At 59.5% G+C, this 21,078-nt stretch carries 22 protein-coding genes; 11 read left to right on the top strand and 11 right to left on the bottom strand.

Annotation, left to right across the window (positions count from 1 at the left end):
- Window positions 1–27 precede the first annotated feature (27 nt).
- A complete protein-coding gene (locus tag KHO30_RS03495) occupies window positions 28–477 on the bottom strand; it encodes an ester cyclase (protein ID WP_211700060.1) in 450 nt (149 codons plus the stop codon).
- Between the two features lie 315 nt (window positions 478–792).
- Between KHO30_RS03495 and KHO30_RS03500 the strand changes: the two genes are divergently transcribed.
- Together KHO30_RS03500 and KHO30_RS03505 are read left to right on the top strand one after the other, a co-directional pair.
- A complete protein-coding gene (locus tag KHO30_RS03500; RefSeq protein WP_211700061.1) occupies window positions 793–1,053 on the top strand; it encodes a hypothetical protein in 261 nt (86 codons plus the stop codon).
- 417 nt (window positions 1,054–1,470) lie between these two features.
- Window positions 1,471–1,938, top strand: coding sequence for a hypothetical protein (locus KHO30_RS03505; protein WP_211700062.1), 468 nt, complete (start codon window positions 1,471–1,473; stop codon window positions 1,936–1,938).
- Window positions 1,939–2,038: 100 nt separating this feature from the next.
- On the opposite strand, the gene KHO30_RS03510 is transcribed toward KHO30_RS03505, so the two are convergent.
- Entirely contained in the window at window positions 2,039–2,914 is an 876-nt protein-coding gene (locus KHO30_RS03510; protein ID WP_093636647.1) for a LysR family transcriptional regulator, read from the bottom strand.
- A gap of 467 nt (window positions 2,915–3,381) precedes the next feature.
- On the opposite strand from KHO30_RS03510, the gene KHO30_RS03515 reads away from it, so the two are divergent.
- Window positions 3,382–3,792 carry a S26 family signal peptidase gene (locus KHO30_RS03515; RefSeq protein WP_211700063.1) on the top strand — a complete coding sequence of 137 codons (411 nt, stop codon included), beginning with the start codon at window positions 3,382–3,384 and terminating at the stop codon, window positions 3,790–3,792.
- Window positions 3,793–3,829: 37 nt separating this feature from the next.
- Here KHO30_RS03515 and KHO30_RS03520 read toward each other — a convergent pair whose 3' ends face one another.
- Together KHO30_RS03520 and KHO30_RS03525 are read right to left on the bottom strand one after the other, a co-directional pair.
- A complete protein-coding gene (locus tag KHO30_RS03520) occupies window positions 3,830–4,507 on the bottom strand; it encodes a hypothetical protein (protein WP_211700064.1) in 678 nt (225 codons plus the stop codon).
- 162 nt (window positions 4,508–4,669) lie between these two features.
- Entirely contained in the window at window positions 4,670–5,209 is a 540-nt protein-coding gene (locus tag KHO30_RS03525; RefSeq protein ID WP_200621752.1) for a hypothetical protein, read from the bottom strand.
- Window positions 5,210–5,476: 267 nt separating this feature from the next.
- Here KHO30_RS03525 and KHO30_RS03530 point away from each other — a divergent pair, with 267 nt between their 5' ends.
- Window positions 5,477–7,417, top strand: a complete 1,941-nt coding sequence (locus tag KHO30_RS03530; protein ID WP_211700065.1) for an NHL repeat-containing protein — start codon at window positions 5,477–5,479, stop codon at window positions 7,415–7,417.
- A gap of 26 nt (window positions 7,418–7,443) precedes the next feature.
- Here the strand turns inward: KHO30_RS03530 and KHO30_RS03535 are convergent, their stop codons facing one another.
- The gene (locus tag KHO30_RS03535; protein WP_211700066.1) at window positions 7,444–8,106 is read right to left on the bottom strand and encodes a glutathione S-transferase family protein; all 663 of its coding nucleotides are present in this window, start codon (window positions 8,104–8,106) and stop codon (window positions 7,444–7,446) included.
- Between the two features lie 108 nt (window positions 8,107–8,214).
- Here KHO30_RS03535 and KHO30_RS03540 point away from each other — a divergent pair, with 108 nt between their 5' ends.
- Window positions 8,215–9,192, top strand: coding sequence for a helix-turn-helix transcriptional regulator (locus KHO30_RS03540; protein ID WP_211700067.1), 978 nt, complete (start codon window positions 8,215–8,217; stop codon window positions 9,190–9,192).
- Between the two features lie 6 nt (window positions 9,193–9,198).
- On the opposite strand, the gene KHO30_RS03545 is transcribed toward KHO30_RS03540, so the two are convergent.
- Window positions 9,199–12,735 (bottom strand): ABC transporter ATP-binding protein, encoded by a 3,537-nt coding sequence (locus KHO30_RS03545; protein WP_211700068.1) that lies wholly within the window; start codon window positions 12,733–12,735, stop codon window positions 9,199–9,201.
- A gap of 115 nt (window positions 12,736–12,850) precedes the next feature.
- Between KHO30_RS03545 and KHO30_RS03550 the strand changes: the two genes are divergently transcribed.
- From KHO30_RS03550 to KHO30_RS03565, 4 genes are all read left to right on the top strand, one after another.
- Window positions 12,851–13,741, top strand: coding sequence for a LysR family transcriptional regulator (locus KHO30_RS03550; protein WP_093636673.1), 891 nt, complete (start codon window positions 12,851–12,853; stop codon window positions 13,739–13,741).
- Window positions 13,742–13,896: 155 nt separating this feature from the next.
- On the top strand, window positions 13,897–14,304 hold the full coding sequence (locus KHO30_RS03555) for an ACT domain-containing protein (RefSeq protein ID WP_093636675.1): 408 nt from the start codon (window positions 13,897–13,899) through the stop codon (window positions 14,302–14,304).
- A 146-nt stretch (window positions 14,305–14,450) separates the two neighbouring features.
- A complete protein-coding gene (locus KHO30_RS03560; RefSeq protein ID WP_093636678.1) occupies window positions 14,451–14,702 on the top strand; it encodes a hypothetical protein in 252 nt (83 codons plus the stop codon).
- 193 nt (window positions 14,703–14,895) lie between these two features.
- Window positions 14,896–15,405, top strand: coding sequence for a hypothetical protein (locus KHO30_RS03565; RefSeq protein ID WP_054033822.1), 510 nt, complete (start codon window positions 14,896–14,898; stop codon window positions 15,403–15,405).
- A 261-nt stretch (window positions 15,406–15,666) separates the two neighbouring features.
- Here KHO30_RS03565 and KHO30_RS03570 read toward each other — a convergent pair whose 3' ends face one another.
- The gene (locus KHO30_RS03570; RefSeq protein ID WP_211700069.1) at window positions 15,667–16,158 is read right to left on the bottom strand and encodes a GNAT family N-acetyltransferase; all 492 of its coding nucleotides are present in this window, start codon (window positions 16,156–16,158) and stop codon (window positions 15,667–15,669) included.
- A 6-nt stretch (window positions 16,159–16,164) separates the two neighbouring features.
- Complete coding sequence (locus tag KHO30_RS03575) at window positions 16,165–16,518, bottom strand: hypothetical protein (RefSeq protein ID WP_211700070.1); 354 nt, start codon at window positions 16,516–16,518, stop codon at window positions 16,165–16,167.
- A gap of 400 nt (window positions 16,519–16,918) precedes the next feature.
- Here KHO30_RS03575 and KHO30_RS03580 point away from each other — a divergent pair, with 400 nt between their 5' ends.
- Window positions 16,919–17,725, top strand: a complete 807-nt coding sequence (locus KHO30_RS03580) for a hypothetical protein (RefSeq protein ID WP_211700071.1) — start codon at window positions 16,919–16,921, stop codon at window positions 17,723–17,725.
- 71 nt (window positions 17,726–17,796) lie between these two features.
- On the opposite strand, the gene KHO30_RS03585 is transcribed toward KHO30_RS03580, so the two are convergent.
- Window positions 17,797–18,771, bottom strand: a complete 975-nt coding sequence (locus tag KHO30_RS03585; RefSeq protein WP_211700961.1) for an alpha/beta hydrolase family protein — start codon at window positions 18,769–18,771, stop codon at window positions 17,797–17,799.
- A gap of 96 nt (window positions 18,772–18,867) precedes the next feature.
- Between KHO30_RS03585 and KHO30_RS39695 the strand changes: the two genes are divergently transcribed.
- A complete protein-coding gene (locus KHO30_RS39695) occupies window positions 18,868–19,095 on the top strand; it encodes a VOC family protein (protein ID WP_425312888.1) in 228 nt (75 codons plus the stop codon).
- A 72-nt stretch (window positions 19,096–19,167) separates the two neighbouring features.
- Here KHO30_RS39695 and KHO30_RS03590 read toward each other — a convergent pair whose 3' ends face one another.
- Entirely contained in the window at window positions 19,168–19,875 is a 708-nt protein-coding gene (locus tag KHO30_RS03590; RefSeq protein WP_093636684.1) for a hypothetical protein, read from the bottom strand.
- A 310-nt stretch (window positions 19,876–20,185) separates the two neighbouring features.
- A complete protein-coding gene (locus KHO30_RS03595; protein WP_128575980.1) occupies window positions 20,186–21,040 on the bottom strand; it encodes a class II glutamine amidotransferase in 855 nt (284 codons plus the stop codon).
- Window positions 21,041–21,078 lie beyond the last annotated feature (38 nt).

Below are 21,078 nucleotides of genomic sequence, written 5' to 3' on the forward strand. Positions count from 1 at the left end.
AACATATCGGACGCATCGTGCCTTCGATCACGCTGTTTTGATGAGTCCGAGTTGCTGCAGAGCGGTCACGCCGTCGTCCAGGCCGATTTCTTCAATGATCCTGCCGTCTTTTAGCTGGAGCACGGTCGTACCGGTGAAGCGCATTTCTCGTCCGGTCGCAGCCGGCAACGATCCAACGAGGAAATCGCTGAATGCCGGACCGGTATGCGTGCCGCCACCTTCCCATCGACCGACTACATAGTCCCCCTCGGCGATGAGATCGGCGGCACCCCAGAAGTTGAGATCCGGGAATGCTTCGCGGAAATCGCTCATGAATGCCTTGATGTCCTCGCGACCACGGCGCGGCTCGTGCAGCGAGTAGCGCAGAAGCATGTCGGGAGCGGCAAGCTCGTCGACGACTTCGAGGTTGCAGGTCTTGCCCCAGAAATCGGTGAACCAGCGGCCCACGATGGCCTTGTTGTCATCTTCCTTGGACATGGTGAATTCCTCATTGACTGTGGTTAAAAGAGAGATGCACGATCGCTCCTCTCTGCCTGAACAATATTGGCGCGAGCGGTCAGCGGCCCCCCGTTTCTTGCTGCAATACTCGAAGACCTTCATCTCAATTGAACAGCAAGAAACGGAGTGCCCGTACCGATCTGCTGCGCTAGCTTGAGCATTCGATCCCGCATTTGCCGAGGTCGGCGGACGACGCGCGGCGCGTCCGAACCACACTGATCTCGCAGGCGTCCGACATGTCAATTCTTTCATCGTCATCGCGCTCGCCTGTCTTTCATCGACTGGAGTTTGACCATGTTGCCCTTTCTCTCGCTTCACGCTCTTGCAGCACAACGCGGCGACGGACTGCGCCCTGAACTTCTCGCCTTGTTCGAACGCCATGTCAGATTGGAGGCTGGTCTGGTTGCCATCATCGAACCTGTCGAAGCAGAACTCTCCTCCCGTGCGGTGGACGTTGTTCCTAAAGTCCCTGTGGCGCCGTGCGGAGCCGATGAGTCTTCGGCGGAGGTCTCATGCCGCTGCGAAAACGAACAGCGGGAAGCGAGTTCTGAGTGACTCAAGCCGGTCGAAAATGCGCATTCGCTGAAGTTGGGATCGGGTATTCGTGCGGCGAATCGAAGCACAGGCCAAACACACGCCCCGTCGTCCTAGCATCCCTTATCCGTTTGGCCAAAATCAAACATTTGGCCTACAAGGTTGAAGGCAATCCACGCCACCTGATTTATAATTGCCAGGTCGTTGGGAAACACCCGGCGGCCGGGTTTAGCAGCCTGAAGTCGAAAACCGCACACCCGCTCAGGCGGGTCGTGCGTCTACCTCTGCACGTCTATATTTCTATGGGCGGGCCGTGGTGGGGAGCCGCAAGGCTCGCCGGTTTGTTTTCGACCCGGTCTGCTAACCTGCTACGTGCCCGCTCACCCCCTTCCCAAGCGAGTGTCGGGCGATCCAAGAAGTAACAGGGAGATCGTCACCATGAGCAAGCCCAACAAAAATCAACCCACATCACGTCCGGCTGTCGACGCAATCCAATACGAAAAGCTTGCCCTGTCGGCCTTCGATTTATGCGACCGGCACCTGGCTCAACTGGATACCTTGATCACACTTGCGTCCTCGATATGTAGGAATCCTTCCATCACGCTGGAGGAAAGAAGGCGTCGTCAGACGCTTCTTGAATTGCTGGTGGACAAGGCTGAGCAATATCAGCAGGAACTCGAATGCGACCGCGAGTTGTACAAGGTGATTGCGCTCGATGCGAAGGGTGTTCCGCAAAGCCGCATCACAGCACGCCACGCAGCGAACCTGCTTGCAGAAGAGGTGGCGCAGCGAGCAGGCGAGCCGATAGCCACCGCAAATGAGCCGCAACGCCAAAGCCCGGCAGAGAAAACTGCCGCAGCGCTAAGAGCCGACACGGCTCAGCAACCGGTCGTCGCGCAACACTAGGCGATCAAGAAGGGCGGGCGAGTAGTAGCGTGGTGCGTCCGAATCGTTGGCACGCCGACTGCGACTCGTCCCTCAGGTAAGTTGTCGCCGAAAAGAAGAATCAGACACCTTTCAACGCAGCGCGCACAAACGCAACAAACCGTGAAGTAACCGGATTCTTCTGCGCATCCGCCCACACAAGTCCTACGCGCCACTTCGCGTGTTTTCCGCGAAGTGGCAGGACGGTAGCGTCCCGAAGAAGATGTTGCGCACGCGAGGGAACGAACGCGACGCCGACTCCAGCAGCGACAGATGCCAGGACAGACTGCACATCATCAGCCTGTTGCGTCACGTTTGGTACGAAGCCCTGTTCGCGACACCAGCTTTCGACTTGAGCAGCGAGGCCGGGCCCACGCGCACGCCGCAAGGCCAGAAAACCTATTTCATTTAGCTTGCCAAAATCGGACGGAAGACGCACGTGCTCAAGACGTGGGGGCAACGCCAGCGCCAGTGTCTCCTCCATCACACGAAGCGACGAGAGGCCGTCGACCGAGGGTGCCCGCATAAAGCCCACATCCAGCTTCCCCGCCAGAAGGCGGCGCGTCTGCTCAGCGGAAGACAGGTCACTCAACGCGACGGCAATGCCCGGATACTGCTGACGGAAGTCGGCAATGATTTGCGGCGCGATCGTCAGCACGGACAGACAAATGCCGATTCGCAAATGCCCACGCCTGCCGCTGCCGGCCTCCCGCGCACGCGCGAGAATCTCGTCCGCATCGTGGACGAGCGCTTGCGCATCGGGCAGGAAAATTTCCCCGAACCGCGTCAGCTCCGCGCCATGTCGACCCCGCTCGAACAGCTTCGCGCCCAGACTCGCCTCTAGCGCGCCGACCTGTTTGCTCAACGCCGGCTGACTCATGTGCAGAGCGTCCGCCGCCCGCCCGAAATGACGCAGTTCGACGACCGACAAAAACGTTCTCAGCAGTTTGAGTTCCATTCCGGCTTGTTATCGTATCGATCAAATCATTCATTTTACTAATCAATGGTCGAGTCGTTCAATACGGGTATGTCCTTTCACACGAGATTACCCATGGCCTCAACGAACCCCAAGTGTCATTCACACCAGCCGGGCCGCACAGAGGTCTCGGTTGACGATCGCGCCAGCGATCCTGAACCTGTGCAGGATCCTTTGATTGGTAGGAAGCGCGGCCCGCGTCGCCCTCGCTTCGCCGGGGTATCTTCGGCAGACGATCGCCAGGTCCAGACGGGCGCGATCGCCGTGAGCTTCGCCATCGTCTCCCGCAAACGGTGGCCGCGCTGACATATGAAAGTCATGTGTCAGGCAACTCTGCTTTACTTCCTTTTTCAGCTTCACGATCTCTATTGGTTTCATCTCGAATGCCTTAGAAAACCGTAAAAACGTTTTCCGACGATCAACTAGCCGTCAAAGGACAGATTCGGAGCATGAACAAACTGTTCCCACCGACGATTGCCACGCTTGCCGGTTGCGTGATCAGTTTCGGAACTGCCCACGGCGCCGACAGCAAGGATGCACCGCCATGCAGCGCGGCAAATGCCGCTCTACATGGCCCTTTTGTCCCGCATTTTTTCTTTCCGGACCAGCAAGGGAATCCTGTGAAGCCGACTACGTCAGTCCGCAGTTTTACAAGTCAGGGTTGCGCCGGCGCGGTTTTACAGGGCGAACAGGGCACCGCGCGGGTCGGCGGCGACACGATTGAACTGAAGGGCGGGACCGTCTACGTGAACGGTGTTTCCTATGGTGCCGTTACACCAGCGCAAACGGTCGAATACGACGTTACGCGAGACAAACGCACATTAGTGGTGGACGGCAAAGCCCGTTCCCCCGCGCGCTGACGCTCCAATTTCGATGGCCGACACAGCCGACGACGCGCTACTGTCTCACCGCGTAACGCACCAGCTCGGTTGAGGTCGTCGCGGGTACGCCCTTTCCCGCCATGCGGCTTTGAAACTCCTCACGGACAATGCGCTTGGCGGTTGGGGCATACCACAGTGTCTCCTCCATCGGTCCACCCCCAAAGCCAGATTGCGGCGTCCAGACTCCCGTCATCCTGATCTTGATCGCGGAGAACGAGCCGGCCCTTGTCTTGATCTCTTCCACACCTTGCACTTCGCACTGGGCGCGCCGCAGCACAGTCGTGCTCGCTTCGCCGGCGGCCTGGCAGTCCGCCTCGTAGCGCGTTCCGGCGCGCAGCGGAAAATGAAGCGCGATACCGCAGGCGTGTTGGGCGGCTGCATTGGGAATCACGTTTGCTTCAGAGGTCAGCTCTACATGCCCGCTTCCGGACCCTATCTGAAGAGATGCACTCCCATCCGCATTGACGGACGTCACGGTTTGCGTGATGGTCCTACTCTTTCCGGACAGCAAGTCGGACCACACATAGGTCGAGTTGTCTCCGGTCCTGTAGTGCGGCGCATCCTGAGGCAGAAGGACGGAATCGGCCGCGCTGGCCGCCGAAGTGGTTGAAGCGGCAAACCCCGCCGCCAGCAGGCACGCGACCGCCCGCGAGCCAATACGCATGGAAAAGCGCTTGCTTTCGATTGCTTTCATGTCTACCCGTCATGTTGACGGATTCGGGTTGAACAGGCGCGAATCGAATTCGACCATTTGCAAAATCGACCGTTCCGAGACGAATGAAACGCGTCACATATCGGTAGAAATTTCGCCGTCCAAAAAGACGGCGTCTCGCGGTTACTGTCACTGCCCGATGGGTTACTCCGAGAAGACGTACTTCCCATTCAATTTTTTAGGTGCAATGAAATTGAAATCAGGAAAGATCCGGGTTCTGACGTACCAGATGTAGGCGAACAACCCCACCCCGATCAGACAACCAATCAAGGTTGACATGGGATGTTCCGCAAAGTCCGTGAACTGCCTTGGCAATTGCGAAATCGCCAAAATCAGATAGGCGTTGTAGGCGCCGACATTGTTCTTCGTAAAACCCCAGACGAACAACAGGGAAATCGCCACAGCCACCGCCGCGACGATCAACCCCGCCACGGCAGATATCTCGCTGCCAACGGCGTATCCCGCCAACAAGCCAACAATGACCTGCAACCACGCGATGACCCGAACGGCAATCAGATGGCCGCGGTTTGCACGGCACCGCTCAGGATCTGCGTGCGCTGCGATGAAATAGGCAAGCAGACGATCCTTGACGCCTTGTCCCGTCAACCTGGTGAACACTTCGGATTTCGCAACCCCATTCGATAGAAGCTGCACGACCTGAGCTTTGATTTCTTTTCGATTCATCGACTCCACCCCTATGTTTTTTGGTAACGGTCAAAACGCCCTGATTCATTCGCTATGCATAGCGATACGCCAGGACAAGGCGAAATATTACCTGTTGCGCGAGAAGGAGAGGGGAGATCAATTCACGTCCGCATGCAAAGTCGCAGTGCGGCTTGTAAAGGCGCAATGCGTTGCGTATGGTCATACGTGGGTCACCGATCACGAATTTGAAATCTGACTGGCCGACTATTCACGTGAATGATCACTACGTTCTGGAGAGCATCAGTCATGATTGAGAAAAAACGAATTCATGCTGTGCTACTCGCCGCGGCGATCACCACGATTGCGACGATTGCGCCGGCGTGTCAGGCGGAAAACACCACCGACTGGCTGGCGAACACCTATGGCACCCTCGCAGCCCATGTGGGTAACACTGCGCGTTCCATGTGGGTCGCGCCGGAAGGCGTGATCTACACGGCCTCCATGTGGGATGAGTACGAGGGTGGCGTCGCTATCTACCAGGCTGGCAAGAGCCTCGGCTCGATGGGCGCGCATGGCGAGTTTCAGGGCAGTGCGATCACGGGCAACGCGACGTCGATCTTTGTGGCACTGCAGCCCGGCGGGACGTACGGAAGCGGTGCGGTGGGACGATACAACCGCACCACCAAGGCTCGTGATCTATTGATTCAGATCAGCGCGTCGAACAATCAGCCTCGGGTCGACGTCGTCACTGGACTCGGCACGGCGGGCACGCTCCTCTACGCGAGCGACTTCTATGGCAACCGCGTCCGGATCTTCACTACCGGCGGTGTCTGGCAGCGGGACATCAACATCACGGGCCCGGGCGCTCTCGCACTGGATGGCGCAGGCAATGTTTGGGTCGCGCAGAAGAGTGAGGGCTCGATCGTCGGGTTCAGTCCGACCGGCGCCCTGTTGAACACCATCCGTATGCCAAGTGGGTCGCTGCCATCGGCGCTCTATTTCGATGCGTCGTCGGGGCAGCTCATGGTCGGCGACGAAGGTCCCGATATGAATATCAAGCGCTACAAAGTTTCGGGCACACCGGCGCTGGCCGGCACGTTCGGCATTCAGGGCGGTTATCTCGACACCACGACGGGAATCAAAGGGCAGGTTGGCGACAAGCGCTTCACACGCGTCGTTGGCATCGGCAAGGACACCGCAGGCAACCTCTATGTGCTCAACAACCCGTGGGGCGGAAGCTGGGACCTCGGCCGCGACGGCGGCACCGACATTCACTCCTACAACACTTCGGGTCGCTTGCAATGGAAGCTTCAGTCTCTCAACTTTGAGGGGATCGCTGCTCCGGACCCGGGTACCGACGGCGTCTACTTCTATGGCGGCACCAACATCTACACCGGCACCGCTGGGGGAACCTTCGTAGCGAACACTGTCGATCCGATCGCCTATCCATCCGATCCGCGCATCAACATCAACGATCGCTCACGAGATGAGCACTTCGGTCAACTTGCCTCCGTCGGCGCCAACCGAATCCTTGTAGCGTCCGGCCAGAATCCCGATATCTACTACTTCTTCCACTTCAATGCTGCGAATGGCTACATTGCAATACCGGACGCCACGCTTCCCGGTCCGGCGTTCAAGACGACCGCATCGGTCAGGGACGGATTCTGCATCGACAGCAAAGGAGGCGTGTGGGCTGGCCTCGACAAGACCGGTTACATCTACCACTATCCGTTGATCGGCTTCGACGCTAGCGGCAAGCCAACATGGGGACCCGGTGTCCCTATTCGCATTCCCGATAGCATCAAGCCGTTGACGCGAATCGTCTACCTCGCGGACAGCGACACGATGATTCTCGGACAGGGCGTTGTTGGGGGGACGGACTGGACAGCGATAGGCACGCGGATCGAGGTGTATCACGGCTGGAGCGCGGGCAACACCACGACACCCAATCCGGTGATCAAGCTCCCCCATGTCGGCGCCAAGTCGATTGACGCGGCCGGCAGCTATCTCTTCGTCGGCTACTGGTTCGGCACCGGGCAAGCTTTGCCGAACATCGATGCGTTCAATCTCGCTACAGGGAATCTCGACACCACGCTGGTCAACACCAATACCGCTAAAGTCGACGCCAGCAGTGCTATCGATTCGATGTATGGCGTCAGGGCATACCTTCGATCGACGGGTGAGTACGTGGTGACGAAGAACAACGTTAAGGGGTCCAGTATTACTGTCTATCGGTGGACGCCCTGAATAGCACGAGGTTTTTCAACAGGCTGCTAGTTAAGTCCTTGAAGGAAATCGGGGACCGCGTTTTCAATCGAGGCAAGATATCCCGCCATAGCACCGGCAACTTTTCGCACGGCAGGACGTGCGGTCATCCGTTCACGCCAAGCCAGCAGGTTGGGCGTTTCTCCTGTCATCGGCGCGCCCTTGCGCGCGCCGAACAACTGCGCCATGTAAAACGCAATGTCGGCATAGGAATAGGTCTCGGCCAGAAATTCTCGATTCGCGAGAACTCGTTCCATGCGTCGATAATATTGCAACGCTTCGTTGCGCGCGGTCTGCGCCGCAGGATCATCCGGCGCATCTTCAAGACCCATCAGTCGGACAATGTGAGGGAAATAGATTTCATCGCTGCAGTGTTCGAGCTGACGCGCGATGGCGCGCGCCTTTGGATGCGCCGGCCATAAGGCGGGATCGGGCTTCAGGTCCTCAAGATACTCGAATATTTGCGTGGAATCGAAAATCTCCAGGTTGCCGTCTATCAGTACCGGCACCTGATGCTTCGGATTGACGCGCAATACATCTGGATGTTTGGGGTTGTAACCGCGCAGCTGGTCAAACGGCGCCATCACCAGTTCGAAGTCGATGCCCTTCTCATGCGCCGCGATCTCGACCTTGGCGCCGAACATGCTCAGGGGTCCGGAAATTATTTTCATTTGTCTCTCTTCAAGTGATTTGATGATCGAGCAGATTAGGGGTGTGGCAGATAATAAGTCCGTTAACATGACACCTTATGTCATGTATTTTTAGGTAGGGTGTCGTTTATGAAAGCCAGCCGCCTTTTGTCGATCATGATGATGCTGCAAGCGCGCGGGCGTATGACCGCACCGGCTTTGGCTGAAGCACTGGAGGTTTCCGAGCGCACGATCTTGCGCGATATCGATCAGCTCTCCACTGCTGGCGTGCCCATTTGGGGGGATCGAGGCCGCAATGGAGGATTTCAATTGCGCGAGGGTTGGAGTACCGATCTCACAGGGCTCACGGAGCACGAAGCGCACGCGCTGTTTCTGGCAGGTTTGCCTGGGCCTGCGACAGAACTGGGCTTGGACGGCATGGCAAGCTCGGCGCGGCTAAAGATGATTGCCAGCCTGTCTCCGGACTCGCGCGAGCAGGCTGATCGTGTCGCCAGCCGACTGCACATTGACACTGTGGATTGGTACCGTGCGCAAGAAACGCCGTTATTTCTGCGTGAAGTCGCCAATGCCGTTTGGGGCTCGTACCGTATCGAAGTGAAGTACGAGAGTTGGCAAGGTTTATCCAGCCGCGAACTTGAACCGCTTGGTTTGGTGCTCAAGGGAGGTACTTGGTACCTGATTGCCAAGATGGTGGGCAAGCCCGGCGCACTGACCTTTCGGCTAGCGAATATTAATGAACTCAAGACCTCCCGCCGTCGTTTCAAGCGTCCTGCGCGATTTGATCTGGCGAAGCACTGGCGTGACGCCATGAACCGGTACGAGACTGATCTTTATCGGCTGACGGCACATATCGCCGTGTCGCCGCGCGGCGAGAACTGGTTGGCCAACGCACGTATTAAAACCGCTCCAGTTTTGCAGGGTGCAGGTAGTGCGGAGGTGCCATCAGGATGGAAAGAGTTTTTAATGCCCATCGAATCCATCGAGCACGGCGCGCGGAAGCTGCTGGAATACGGTTCAAATTTGAAAGTCATAGGGCCGCAGGAACTTAAGAATAAATTTTTGGAAGAGTTGTCGCAGTTGAAAGCCCTCTATAAGAAGGGAACATGAGATCCGCTACGCGGCAACCACGCCGGACTGATGCGCAACGAGGCGCGCATAGACTCCTCCGGCACTCAGCAACGCGTCATGCGAGCCCGCCTCGATGACTCGCCCGGCATCCATGACCAGAATCGTGTCGGCGTTCTGAATCGTTGACAGACGGTGCGCGATGATGATCGAGGTGCGCTCCGCCATCAATTCGTCGAGCGCGGCGCGGATCTGTTGCTCGCTGATGGTGTCGAGATGCGAGGTCGCTTCATCCATGATCAGGATCGGCGCATCCTTGAGGACGGCGCGTGCAATCGCAACCCGCTGACGCTGCCCGCCTGACAACTGCACGCCACGCTCGCCCACCCGAGTGGCGAGACCGTCCGGCAAACGGTCGACGAACTCGCTCAGCGCGGCCCGGTCCAGGGCGCGGCGGACATCTGCATCGGACACGTCGCGTCCGGCGAGACGGATGTTTGCCTCCAGCGTGTCGTTGAATAGGTAGGTATCCTGTGCGACCAGCGCGATATGGTTGCGCAGGTCGGCGAGGCGCAGTTGGCGCAAATCGATGCCACCCAGCTTGATCGCGCCTTGCTGCGGATCCCAGAAGCGCAGCAGCAGATTGGCGACTGTCGACTTGCCCGCGCCCGAGGCGCCGACCAGCGCCACGGTGCTGCCGGGACGCACGGCAAAGCTCACCCGGTCCAACGCTGGGGCGCTGCGGCCCGGGTAGGCGAAGCTCACCGAATGGAGCTGCACTTGCGGATTCGCGGGCACCGGCAGGTCGCCATCGGTCACTGGCTCGGCCTCCGCTTCGACGACATGCAACCGGCGCGTGGAGGCGATCGTATCGGCCAACTGGCGCGCCACCTGGCCAATCTCCGCAACGGGCATGAAGGCGGCGACGGCGACCAGCACCAGCAACGGCAGCCATTCGTGGGCAAACCAGCCCCGCGAGGCGAGCACCGCGCCCAGCAAGGCGACCGCAAGTCCTCCCAGTCCGGTCGCCACTTCGAGGGCGGCGCTCTGTCGCGACAGGTCGTCCAGCAGCGCCGAGCGCTGCTTCTGGTAAGCCGCTATATCGGCGAGGAATACGGCGCGGCGTCGCCCCGTTGCCTGGAAGGCGGCGAGTTCGGCGAGGCCCTGGATCGTCTCCGTGAGATGCGCGCCAAGCTGCCCCAATGCAGCGCGTGCGAGGCCGCCGAGACGGTCGATCTTGCTGCGTGCGAACACCGGCGTCAGACCGGCCCACGCGAGGAAGGGCAGCAGCACCAGCGCGAGCGGCCAGGCCGCCCATGCCAGCAGCGTCAGCACGCTGGCGGGAATCAGCACCGCGACGAAAGCCGGGGCCACGGTATGCGCGTAGAAATACTCGACCGTCTCCACGTCCTGGGTGGCCAGCGCCACCAGGTCGCCGGAACGGCGGCGCAGCAGATAGGCAGGCGCGAGACGCTCGAGCTTGGCGAACAGGGCGATGCGCATTTCCGCCAGCAGGCGGTAAGCCATGTCATGGGCGAGCCAGGATTCCAGCCAGTGCAGCGTCGCCGCGACCGGGGCCGCGCACAACAGCCCGACGATCAACCCCAGGACCGGCCGTCCCGAGGCGACGCCGGCAACGATGAGCGCGCCCAGCACGCCGACTCCGATGAAGCTCAGCACCCGGCCGATGCCGCACAGCACGGTCAGCGTCAGCTTCATTCGCCATGGCCTGACGAAGCGCAACAAGGTGCGCAATGTATCGCCCCAGCCGATCGCGGCGGCGTCTTCGGAGAGCGGCCGCACTTGCGGCCCCGACGACACCGCCGCGGCGCGCGCCGGTTCGATTACCGCCGGGCGTTCGCCTGCTGCGGCGACCTGCGGTCCCATCAGGCGGCGATACGCGCCCGGACGGGCGATCAATTCGGCATGCGTGCCGCTCTCGACCACGCGCCCTTGCTCCAGCACGAGGATCCGGTCGGCGCCGATTACGCTCGACAGGCGATGTGCCAGGATCAAGGTGGTGCGGCCTCGCATCAACCGGTCCAGCGCTTGCTGGATGACCGCTTCGTTCTCGGCATCGACGGCGGACAGCGCTTCGTCCAGCACGAGGATCGGCGCGTCGCGCAACAGTGCGCGAGCAATCGCGATGCGCTGACGCTGGCCGCCGGAGAGCGTGGCGCCCCGCTCTCCGATGCGCGTCGCATAACCATCGGGCAGCGCGCTAATGAAGTCGTGGATGTTGGCCGCGCCGGCCGCGGCGATCATGTCCGCGTCGCTGGCGTCATGCCGGCCGAGCCGCAGATTGTCGGCGATCGTGCCGTCGAATAGCGTGGTGTCCTGCGCCACGATCGCGATCATGCCGCGCACCTGATCGGGGTCGAGCGTGCGGATATCGTGGCCACCAATGTTGATCGAGCCGGCCTGCGTATCGTGCTGCCGCAACAGCAGGCGCAGGATGGTCGATTTCCCTGCGCCGCTCGGTCCGACGATCCCCACCGTCTCACCGGCGGCAATCTCAAAGCTCAACCCGGCATGGGCGTCCGCGCGGCGGCCCGGATAGGCAAAACCGACGTTGTCGAACGCGATACTCGGTGTCAGGTCCGGCACGTGCGCCGCGCCTCCGGCCGGGGCGTCGCTGCGGGCTTCCAGCAGCGTATGGATGGCGTTCGCCGCCGACTGGCCGATCATGCCCTGATGCAGCACCGAGCGCAGATCGCGCAACGGCCGAAAGATCTCGGTGCCGGCCATCAGGATGATCAACAAGGCTTCCAGACTCATTTCGCCGTGCTGCACCCGCCATGCACCCACCGCAATCGCGGCCGCGGCTCCGAGCCCGGTGCCGAGGTCGGTGAAGAAGCGCGTGAGCAGACCCAGCGCGAGGACCCAGAATGTGCTGCCGGACAGGGCTCTCGCACGTTCGGCAAGCTTGCGCGCGAAGGTGTCGCTCTGGCCGAAGGCCTTGAGCGTCGGCAGACCCTGCACCGCGTCGAGGAACTCTTCGCCGAACGCCTTGAACGCAGCCGCGCGGGCGATCGCCGCGTGCTTGTCGGCGTTGTGGACCAGCATCGGCAGCGCGAGCGTCGCGAGCGCGGCGACCAGCAGTACTGCGGCGGTCGGCACGTCCCACCATGCCAGCACGGCGAAGATCACCACCGGCGCGCAGGCGGCGATGATGAGCTGCGGCACGTAAGCGCCGAAGAAGGTCTGCAACTGCTCCACGCCGTCGATGACGGCGAGCATCACGCCGCCGGTCCGCTCGGCGCCGAACCAGGCGGGGCCAAGTTCGGCGATGCGATCGAACAGGCGCGCGCGCAACACCGACTGAACGCGTCCGGCCGTGCCCTGCGCGAGGACGACCCGGCGATGGTCGAGCGCGGCCCGCAGCAGCATGCAAGCCACCGTGCCGGCTGCGGCAAGCGCAATCTGCCGCGGCGGCGCGCCTTCGAACGCCAGCGCGAGAACCCGGCCGAGGAACACGAAGCGCAGAACGCCGAAGCCCATGGCGATCAGGCCCAGGGCTACTGCGCCGGCAACGCGCAGCCGCAGCCCCGCCATCATCATCCATAGCCTGCTGTCGAAATACATTCCTGCCTCCGGTCGGATTAGTGCCATATCGGCGTTATGCGACGTTACCTCGCGCGACAGGGACAGGCAAAAGATGGTTTTTCAAGGGGTGTTGAATATCCTACAATACCTCCCTATGTCCAATATCCCTCCACTCACAGCGTTGCGCGCCTTCGAGGCGGCGGTGCGGCTCGGCGGCTTCGCCCGCGCGGCGGCCGAGTTGAATGTCTCAACCAGCGCCGTGAGCCATCAGATCCGCGGGCTGGAAGAGTCGCTGGGCGCGCGCCTGCTGGAGCGCAGCACGGGCCTCGGCGGCATTCGCCTGACACCGGCGGGGGCCAGCCTGTTGCCGGCGGCGAGCGGGGCGCTTTCGCTGCTGGAAGAGGCCTGTGCGCAGATCAAAGGCGTCGCCAGACGGCTGACCGTGTCGGCAAATGTGCCGTTCTCGACGATGTGGCTCGCTCGCCGTCTTGCCGAGTTTTCCGCCAGCCATCCGGACACGCCATTGAACGCCATCATTCAGGATGGCGAACCAGATTTTGCTGGACACGCCATCGACCTCGCCGTCGTGCACGTACCTGAACGCGCGCTGCGTCCGGATGACGTCGTCCTTTTACGGGAGGATGTGTTTCCGGTGTGCAGTCCTGAGCTGCACCCATTCGCATCCAAGGCGGTTTGTCGTTGTCGCCTGCTTCAGGAGGTGCACGAGAATGCCCCTGAAATCGATTGGCGTAGCTGGTCGGGGGAGTTCGGTCTGCCGGACGATTTTGAAACGAAGATCGTTCGCTATAGCAGCTTCAGCCAGGTGATTGGTGCGGCAGTCGGAGGCGCTGGACTGGCGCTCGGACGCTCGCCGCTGATTGACCCGGAACTGCGCAGTGGGCGTCTGGTACGCCTCTTTCCTGTTCTGTCCCGACCGGCTTCCTGGCGCTTTGTCTTGCGTCGCGGACCAACGCGCAGGCATCGAATGCTTGATACCTTGATCGAGTTTCTTCGCGCGGAGGCGACAGCGCACGGCGATGTTTAATCGGTACGCGCAGGTGGTGTGCTGCCCGAGACACCGCGTTGCGTGATGTCCTGACACAATCGATCGCCTGAACCTTTGTCCGGTGCGGTTTAAACGACGGCCCCTAAGCTAAACGAAGCCCGAGTGGCTCAGAACAATGCTGCACAGGAGATTACATGAACCCAGTTTCCGATCTTTCTGTTTTACTGAAAACCTTGGAGCCGGCGCTTAACCCGGGCGTGTTTGTGTTTGCTTCGGTCAAGGACGGTCATGCCATTGACCCAGCCGTCATCGTGGCGTCAATCCGGGAGCCGGAGGGCTTGTCGGTAATTACGAGTGAGGCAGACGCGGCGATCAGCGGCTTGAATCCGTTGTTCAAATGCGCGTGGATTACGTTGACCGTGAACTCAGCTTTGGAGGCGGTGGGATTGACCGCAGCATTCGCCACTGCATTGGGGCGTTCCGGCATCAGTTGTAACGTGGTAGCGGGCGCATACCACGATCATATTTTTGTTCCTCTCGAATCGGCACAGACGGCGATGCATGTACTTCATCAATTGCAGAAGGATGGCGGCATCGCGTAACAGCTAGCACATGGTGTTCAGTTTGTTCGAATAGAGAATCAAGAAAGTCACCGACGGACGCGAACCGGTCAGGAAGGGATACTCGACCTAGGCACATGGATCGTTGACGATTGGTATCGTGTTAAAACGAAGCAACGGAGCGTGCGATGAACAACTCGAAGAAGTTCGCTCTTATTGCCGTGGCATTCACGGCATTCGGTCTGTATAAACTGTTTGTGGTCTTTCAAGACATGCAAACTGGTTGCATCCAGTTTCAAACTCATCAGACATGCAGCTACGAAAATGCGGAGAATTTTCAAGGCTTGCTCGATCTCGAACTGATGTTCGCATGCGGTTGGGCTGCGGGTGCGGTGGTCTGCTGGATGGTCGCTGCACAGGCGAAAAAGAAGGAGCGTTAACTGCCTTTGGCGCTTGGCTGCCGGCAATACAGGAGGAAGGGCCTATGCCATAAGCCCCTTGTCTACGTTTGGCCCATCCGTTGGATATCGTGCCTTGAGGGCGCCCCATAGACTGGTCTCGTCCCGGGTGGTCCGGGGTGCATTGGGCCGCATGTCGCCCAATGCTTCACGTATGTCGATTGGGGCTCATATCATGTCAGAAATCCAACTCTTCGCATCGCGCAACGACTACTACAGTTCGCAAACCGAGGCCGGCGACCGCAGAATTCTTCGCCGTTATGGCTGGTGTGCGGCGGCCAGCGTGCTGTGGACGAAGAACGCGCTCGATCCTGCTGTCGCACCTAAGGACTCCAATCCGGACAAGTTGCGCACAGGCATCTTGCAAGTGAAGTACCGCTGGAACGTGGGAACCGAACGAGAGGCGACGCTCGACCTCCTGCAGCAGGCAGATCTGCAGGGTGCTCAGGTGGGCGATCAGGTGTCGCTCACGGCATTGTTCGGAATCGTCTTGGCCACACCAGGGGTGTACCTGATCACCAACGATACCCACGTGATGGCGGTGGACACGCGCGTCGGGCGGCTGGACTTCTACGACATCGAGGAGGGTCTGTTCCAATATGGCAGCACGGCTGAATTGGAACAGGGCATAAGGGCACGTTATCAGGATCCGCGTTGGGACGTTTACAGCGTCGCGCATCACTGAGTCGCCGGGAAACTCAAGCGGCCGTCACTTTTGTGTCGGCCTCTGCGCTTGCCTCAAATTTTTGTGGCTTATGTGCGCACCGGGAGCGCTCGGCCACAAGCTGCTGATCGATTGTCTCGTTCAATCGAAACCGCGGCAACCATGCAGAGGACCCGTCCTCGCGTCTTCCTGTGGGACTACCCGGCGGAGCTTACTATCGCCTCCTGCTGTTGGAGTCTCACCGACAATTGGGCCAGACGCTCAACGGCTGATGCAAAAGAATCATTGAAATACAGCCGGGGAGAACCGCTTAACAAGCGTTACTTTTGTATAAGCAACGCTAAACCCGGCCCGTTCAGTATTGCGAGCGCTAGTGTTGTAAGGCCGAGCGGTAATGCTCGCCATTGCGCAGCCCGCTTGCCGTGCTGCGGCCAGTCTCGCACGGATTAGTGCGAGTTGAATTCCGCGACCACGATGGGCAGGATGCGTGCTGGCAATGTAGAGATGCGCGATTTTTCCCACGGGCGTTTCAATGACGCTCATGCCGCCGGTGCCCGCGAGAGAGCCGTTTAGCTTTGCTGCAAACAGCGTAGTATCCGTTCTCGCAACGGCGATCTTCGCCAGTGCTTCAAGCAGGATTGGCGATCGACGTCCCGCCTGTATTTCAAACCCTGCAATCGAATGTGCCGCAAAGACGTCCTCGACGACAGCGCGATCGGTCACGATCTCGATCCCGTCAGGCGGCCGTGCCGTGAGATCCTCATCCAGAAGCATCCGGACTTAGGTGTTGCTGAATGCTTTGGCCGCGTATCCACGCGCTGTCAGCACGGCGAGCGCAGTGTCATCTGCATGCGGGCAGAGATCGATCTCTACATCGAGCGCCCGCTCGTTATAAGCCGTTTCAAGCCGCTCAACAGCGTCCGCGCTGACCGGCGTACCCATACCAAGGCCCGTGACGTGATTCAGCTTTCTCCCGAAGACATTATCAGTCAGCGCTGCAATACCTCCGCAAACCTCGAGCGTACGGATGTCCTTACGCTTCGTCAGTCCACGGTAAGCTTCGACTTGCAGCGCCAAATGCCGGGCCTCGGCATTCTCTAGTGCAAAGGCAACTTCAGGGCCGGTCAGAATCATGGAAATCACATTGGGACGTTTCGAAACCCAGAAATTTATCACCAATGCCGCACCAGCTTGACGGTCTTTTCTGACTGGATGATCTTCTGCGCAATCTCTCAAGATATCTTGCCGAGTGCCGTAAAGGATGATTAGACGCGCTTGCGTGTTCGAGCGCGGTTACGTGATTTTGGTCTGCACATATCCCTAATCAATAACCATGAAATTTAGCGGCAGCTAATAAATTCGGGGAACATCGATGTCGTTGAGCTCTTTTCGCTGGACCGTCTTTCTCCTCACGGTTCTGTCGGGATGCACTTCTATCTCCAGTACTTCCAGCCTCAACAGCCGGCCGTCTGCACCGGCATCAGTTGTGAGTGTTCGATACATTCAGAATTCGTTGCGAGCGACAAACTCGCGCATGCCCGGCATCGCATATTCGCCTTCCGCACTACTTGAGAGAGATGGTTACTATGACCTCGGCAATGAGATTAGAGTCATCGCCCCGGAAGTTGCAAGTGACAGAGGCCTCGAAGCAGACGTCACCGTCTCGGAGGCCGATATTCGGCGGAACAATCATACGAGTGGGGTTGGTGCGAATCCCTACGCTTCCCGGGAGAGCAGCAAGGAACTCGTGCTGTTTGTCAGCGGTGGGCGGTCAACGCAAAATTCGGCCGATGTCCAGTTTGTGTTCCACGCAATTTTTCGCGACACCCCGCCAGGCACCGAGTATTGGCATGCGGACTACCGGGTAAAGGTCAGTACGCTAACGCCATGGGATCCGGCATTTGATAGCGATACGGTGAGGAAACTCATCTCCAGAATCTTTGACGACCTTGAGAAGAATGGATTAGTCCTTGGAGCACGACAACAATTTGCCACCGCGTCCCCGCAGCAGCCTGTGGTGACGCAGTCGCAGCCCTTCGTGCCAGAAGAAAAAACAACCATCCCCCAGGGCCCGGTCCCCTACATTGATGCGCGAGGGCAAGAGGGCTACCGTAAATGGTTAGCCGGTGGGCTGCATCGAGCGTTCGCGATATCGACCGACGGTCACTGGGGATATTCAGCGGATGCAACTGAGGTTTCTGGTGATAAGCGGGCCGCAGAGCAGCGTGCAATTTCCATTTGCCAGATATTGGCGAAGACGGAATGCTTCATTTATGCGCTGGACGACCGTATCGTTTGGCATGGTGCCGATGGGAGCACAGAGCCGTCAGCCAACCGCTGACGCGAATCTCGAAAGGCGACGATCAACGACCTCATGACTCGCGGTGTCAGCACACGAAGACGAGAAGTTTTCTATCGCAGCCTTGCCTGGAAAAACTGCACCACATCGGCGTTGAATTGTTCATGGAACGCCGCGCGGTCGAAGCCCGGCAGGCTGTCGCAGACTTCTGGCTTCTTCCCGGACAGACCCGCGTCACAGGGTGGCAGGAAGTCGTAATGGCCTGCGTTGGCGACCACGTGGTATTCGGGCGTTCGGGGCAGGTCGGCGCGTATGGCCTCATCGTAGTACGGGTGCGGCTGATGACGATCCTCGGCAGCTCGCCAGAGCTGGATCGGAGCGCGCACGCTGCTTAGCCCTGCGCGGCCGAACGCGAAGCCGAACGCGGGCGCGGCGATGACCACAGCCTTGATGCGCGAGTCGTGGATCCAGCCACTGGCGGGAACATCCGCGCCGACATGGGGATCGACGCCGGCATGCTTCAGAGCAGCGCACAGATCATGATCAGGGTGTGCCTCGCAATATGGGGCGATCTCCGACAGGTCTGGGACCCCGCCTGCGGCCACGAGCACGGTGAAGCCGCCGTTGGAAAAGCCGAACGCGCCAATGCGGGCCGCGTCCAGCCGCCGGCGCCAACGCCACTCGTCGAGCATGTAGTCAACCAGCCGGCGAAGCTGGGCCGGACGGCGCCACAACTGCAAGACGCCGCTCTGGTCATCGAAAGTGTCGCCGGCGTGACTGACCGCCGCCACCACGAAACCCGCGTGAGCCAAGGCGAGAGCCGTGTCGTAATGGCCGCCATACCACCCTGCGCCGCCATGCGACATCACCACCAGCGGCAGTTGTTGGCCGATGATCGGAGCATCCGGCGCCACAGTCTGGGTGAAATTGCCCAAGGCGTGCGGTGTCGCCGGCGCGTTAGTCGGGTACCAGATTCCGGCAGTTAGCGGCCGCTCCGCACCGTTCGATATCTTGACCTCCTCGAAGCCGACATCGGCGGCGAGGGCCGGCGCGGCAACAAGGGCCAAAAGGATGGCGATCATGGCCATCAATTTCACAGTTGTCTCCTTTGTTGTCGTCGCTCAGGCCGAATCCAGATGCAGATCGAGCTACGATAACTCATTCTGAAGAAGGACAAAGCTGAACTGCATCTGTCGCAGAACAAGAACCATAAGGCATCGCTAAATAACGTAGCCCACCTCATGGTCGAAGACGCAACTGTCCTTTATGAGCACTGCACGACCCACAACGTTCGGATCATCAAGGCCTTGCGCGATGCTGAGTTCGGGCTCAGGTGTTTCGTGCTGGCAGATCCTGATGGGAATCGCATCGATATTGGCCAGGTTCTCCCAAACCCCGGGGGCACGGCCTGATCGCTGCGGATGAACGCATGACTGGTGGAAAAGCGGTGGATGCGCGATTGACGTGACGACGTCGATCGCGCATTACGCCTGCACGTCGATCAACACACCGAGCGGCCGCCATTGAACCCCCTTCGTCTCGTCTGACAATCCGTCGAGCACCGCAACTAGCGAGACTTTCGCGTTCGCATCCTGCGCGAGCGTCGTGACGTGATCCCGTAACGCCTGATTCAATTGTCCGATTGCGGCTGTCATCGGGTCGCCTGACTCTGTGACGGCGCTCGGTGTGTTTTCGAAATCGTCGATATCGAAATCCCATTCGTCCGTATCGTTATCGTCGTCGCTTACTACCGTGCGGGACGTCTTCGCCAGATCGGCAATCTGAGCGCCGAGATCGCGATAGCCGCTTACGGCCGAACTGGATGGCTGGATATCTGTTGCGGGGGAAAGCGCGTCTTTCGTTTCCTTACCCGACGTGCTCAGGCCGTTAGCCACGGCAATTGACCGCTGCAGCTCGAGCGCCTGATAGAGCGCCGCGACCAGTGACGTGCTCGAGGCACTCACACGCCTGTGCAACAAGGCGTCGGAGTCGTCGTTGGTGCTGTCGCTGATGGCTAAGCCCGTTGATGCATCGATGCCGAGCCGCGTCAACGTCTGCTTGAGTGCTGTTATCAGTGCATCGTTGCTGCGGTCGGACGTGCTGGCTGTCGACGATGCATCCTTTGATGGAGGAGGCTCGGGTGGTGGCGGTGTGGTGACTGACGTGTTCGTGTTGATCGGATCAGGCGACATGGGCTGACGCTTCCTTTGTCCCGCGCTTGGCGAGACGGTCGAAAATCGAATGCACGGTAGCGACGTGCAATCGAGTTATCGGGACCATCGCGCGAGACTTGATGTTTTGTAAGTGCGCGAAAGGAAGCCAGCCGTGCTTGTCCAGAGCAATAGAGTGATAGAAGAGCTTATACCCAAAAATAAGGCGCCTGTCCCAGCCAATGTCACCTTCGTGTTCCTGGCGTCTCGATCAAGAATCCCTTGCGTTAGTCGAAGGTGGTCGGCGCGACGCTGAAGTGCTGGTCGACAGCTTCCAGGGCGCAACGCCAAATCATCCCATCGAGACAACCGGTGTGCCCGATGTCTCGGAAGGTGCATATCGCGCGGTAGCAAGTACCTGAGGCGGCACAGGGACGTGTGCGCGTCTGACCAGGGATCCTGCGCGAAACATGAGCAGATCGCCCGGCTGGCACGTGGTCCATGCTTCATCGGTGAGTGGTGTCGTCGCGATCACTGCCGTGTAGTCTTCCGAGGTCGCATAAGCGGAGAAGTCGACCGACATATCGGCATCGACGAGTCTCGCGCTTGAGAACGGCCAGCGACGCATCACGTAGGCCAGTCGCGTGGAGCAGTAGGCAAACTGCGATTGTCCGTTCGACAGCAGGAAGTTGAAAATTCCATACTGATTCAGGTTGCGAGTGATGTCCTCTATTACGTCGAACAGTTCGTCTGGCGTGGTATCCCGATCGACGCCACGCTTGTGGATCACATTCATGATCGTGCAAAAGGCCGTTTCGCTATCGGTTGTTCCCACCGGCGCGTAAGGACCGGACACCCACCAGTTTCGCTCCCGCAGGTCACCGTTATGTGCGAACACCCATTGCTGTCCGTTATGTTCGCGCATGAAGGGATGACAATTCTCGGCACTGGCGCCACCTTGCGTCGCTTTCCGGATGTGCGCGATGACATTGCGCGATTTGATCGGATAACGCTTCACAAATTCGGCCATGGGCGAACGGCAGGCAGGTTTGTCGTCGATGAATAAGCGGCATGCCCGCTCCTCATAAAACGCGATTCCCCATCCATCCACATGGTGATCGGTCAGACCGCCTCGCGCCGCAAATCCCGTGAATGAAAAGGTCACATCGGTCGGCTCAGCACAACTGAGAGCAAGGAGTTGGCACATGGGTAAAGTTATGTAATGGGCGGTAAGAATTAACTATT

It is taken from the genome of Paraburkholderia aspalathi, from assembly GCF_905220735.1.
Classification (GTDB): Bacteria; Pseudomonadota; Gammaproteobacteria; order Burkholderiales; family Burkholderiaceae; genus Paraburkholderia; species Paraburkholderia aspalathi.

What these genes read in the sequence shown, in the direction of transcription:
- KHO30_RS03580 (WP_211700071.1), top strand. Translation starts at nt 16,919, where the DNA reads ATGCCCGGCATCGCATATTCGCCTTCCGCACTACTTGAGAGAGATGGT.
- KHO30_RS03505 (WP_211700062.1), top strand. Translation starts at nt 1,471, where the DNA reads ATGAGCAAGCCCAACAAAAATCAACCCACATCACGTCCGGCTGTCGAC.
- KHO30_RS03510 (WP_093636647.1), bottom strand. Translation starts at nt 2,914, where the DNA reads ATGGAACTCAAACTGCTGAGAACGTTTTTGTCGGTCGTCGAACTGCGT.
- KHO30_RS03555 (WP_093636675.1), top strand. Translation starts at nt 13,897, where the DNA reads ATGAACCCAGTTTCCGATCTTTCTGTTTTACTGAAAACCTTGGAGCCG.
- KHO30_RS03585 (WP_211700961.1), bottom strand. Translation starts at nt 18,771, where the DNA reads ATGGCCATGATCGCCATCCTTTTGGCCCTTGTTGCCGCGCCGGCCCTC.
- KHO30_RS03540 (WP_211700067.1), top strand. Translation starts at nt 8,215, where the DNA reads ATGAAAGCCAGCCGCCTTTTGTCGATCATGATGATGCTGCAAGCGCGC.
- KHO30_RS03575 (WP_211700070.1), bottom strand. Translation starts at nt 16,518, where the DNA reads ATGATTCTGACCGGCCCTGAAGTTGCCTTTGCACTAGAGAATGCCGAG.
- KHO30_RS03525 (WP_200621752.1), bottom strand. Translation starts at nt 5,209, where the DNA reads ATGAATCGAAAAGAAATCAAAGCTCAGGTCGTGCAGCTTCTATCGAAT.
- KHO30_RS03595 (WP_128575980.1), bottom strand. Translation starts at nt 21,040, where the DNA reads ATGTGCCAACTCCTTGCTCTCAGTTGTGCTGAGCCGACCGATGTGACC.
- KHO30_RS03545 (WP_211700068.1), bottom strand. Translation starts at nt 12,735, where the DNA reads ATGTATTTCGACAGCAGGCTATGGATGATGATGGCGGGGCTGCGGCTG.
- KHO30_RS03495 (WP_211700060.1), bottom strand. Translation starts at nt 477, where the DNA reads ATGTCCAAGGAAGATGACAACAAGGCCATCGTGGGCCGCTGGTTCACC.
- KHO30_RS03550 (WP_093636673.1), top strand. Translation starts at nt 12,851, where the DNA reads ATGTCCAATATCCCTCCACTCACAGCGTTGCGCGCCTTCGAGGCGGCG.
- KHO30_RS03500 (WP_211700061.1), top strand. Translation starts at nt 793, where the DNA reads ATGTTGCCCTTTCTCTCGCTTCACGCTCTTGCAGCACAACGCGGCGAC.
- KHO30_RS03565 (WP_054033822.1), top strand. Translation starts at nt 14,896, where the DNA reads ATGTCAGAAATCCAACTCTTCGCATCGCGCAACGACTACTACAGTTCG.
- KHO30_RS03515 (WP_211700063.1), top strand. Translation starts at nt 3,382, where the DNA reads ATGAACAAACTGTTCCCACCGACGATTGCCACGCTTGCCGGTTGCGTG.
- KHO30_RS03535 (WP_211700066.1), bottom strand. Translation starts at nt 8,106, where the DNA reads ATGAAAATAATTTCCGGACCCCTGAGCATGTTCGGCGCCAAGGTCGAG.
- KHO30_RS03520 (WP_211700064.1), bottom strand. Translation starts at nt 4,507, where the DNA reads ATGAAAGCAATCGAAAGCAAGCGCTTTTCCATGCGTATTGGCTCGCGG.
- KHO30_RS03560 (WP_093636678.1), top strand. Translation starts at nt 14,451, where the DNA reads ATGAACAACTCGAAGAAGTTCGCTCTTATTGCCGTGGCATTCACGGCA.
- KHO30_RS03570 (WP_211700069.1), bottom strand. Translation starts at nt 16,158, where the DNA reads ATGCTTCTGGATGAGGATCTCACGGCACGGCCGCCTGACGGGATCGAG.
- KHO30_RS03530 (WP_211700065.1), top strand. Translation starts at nt 5,477, where the DNA reads ATGATTGAGAAAAAACGAATTCATGCTGTGCTACTCGCCGCGGCGATC.
- KHO30_RS03590 (WP_093636684.1), bottom strand. Translation starts at nt 19,875, where the DNA reads ATGTCGCCTGATCCGATCAACACGAACACGTCAGTCACCACACCGCCA.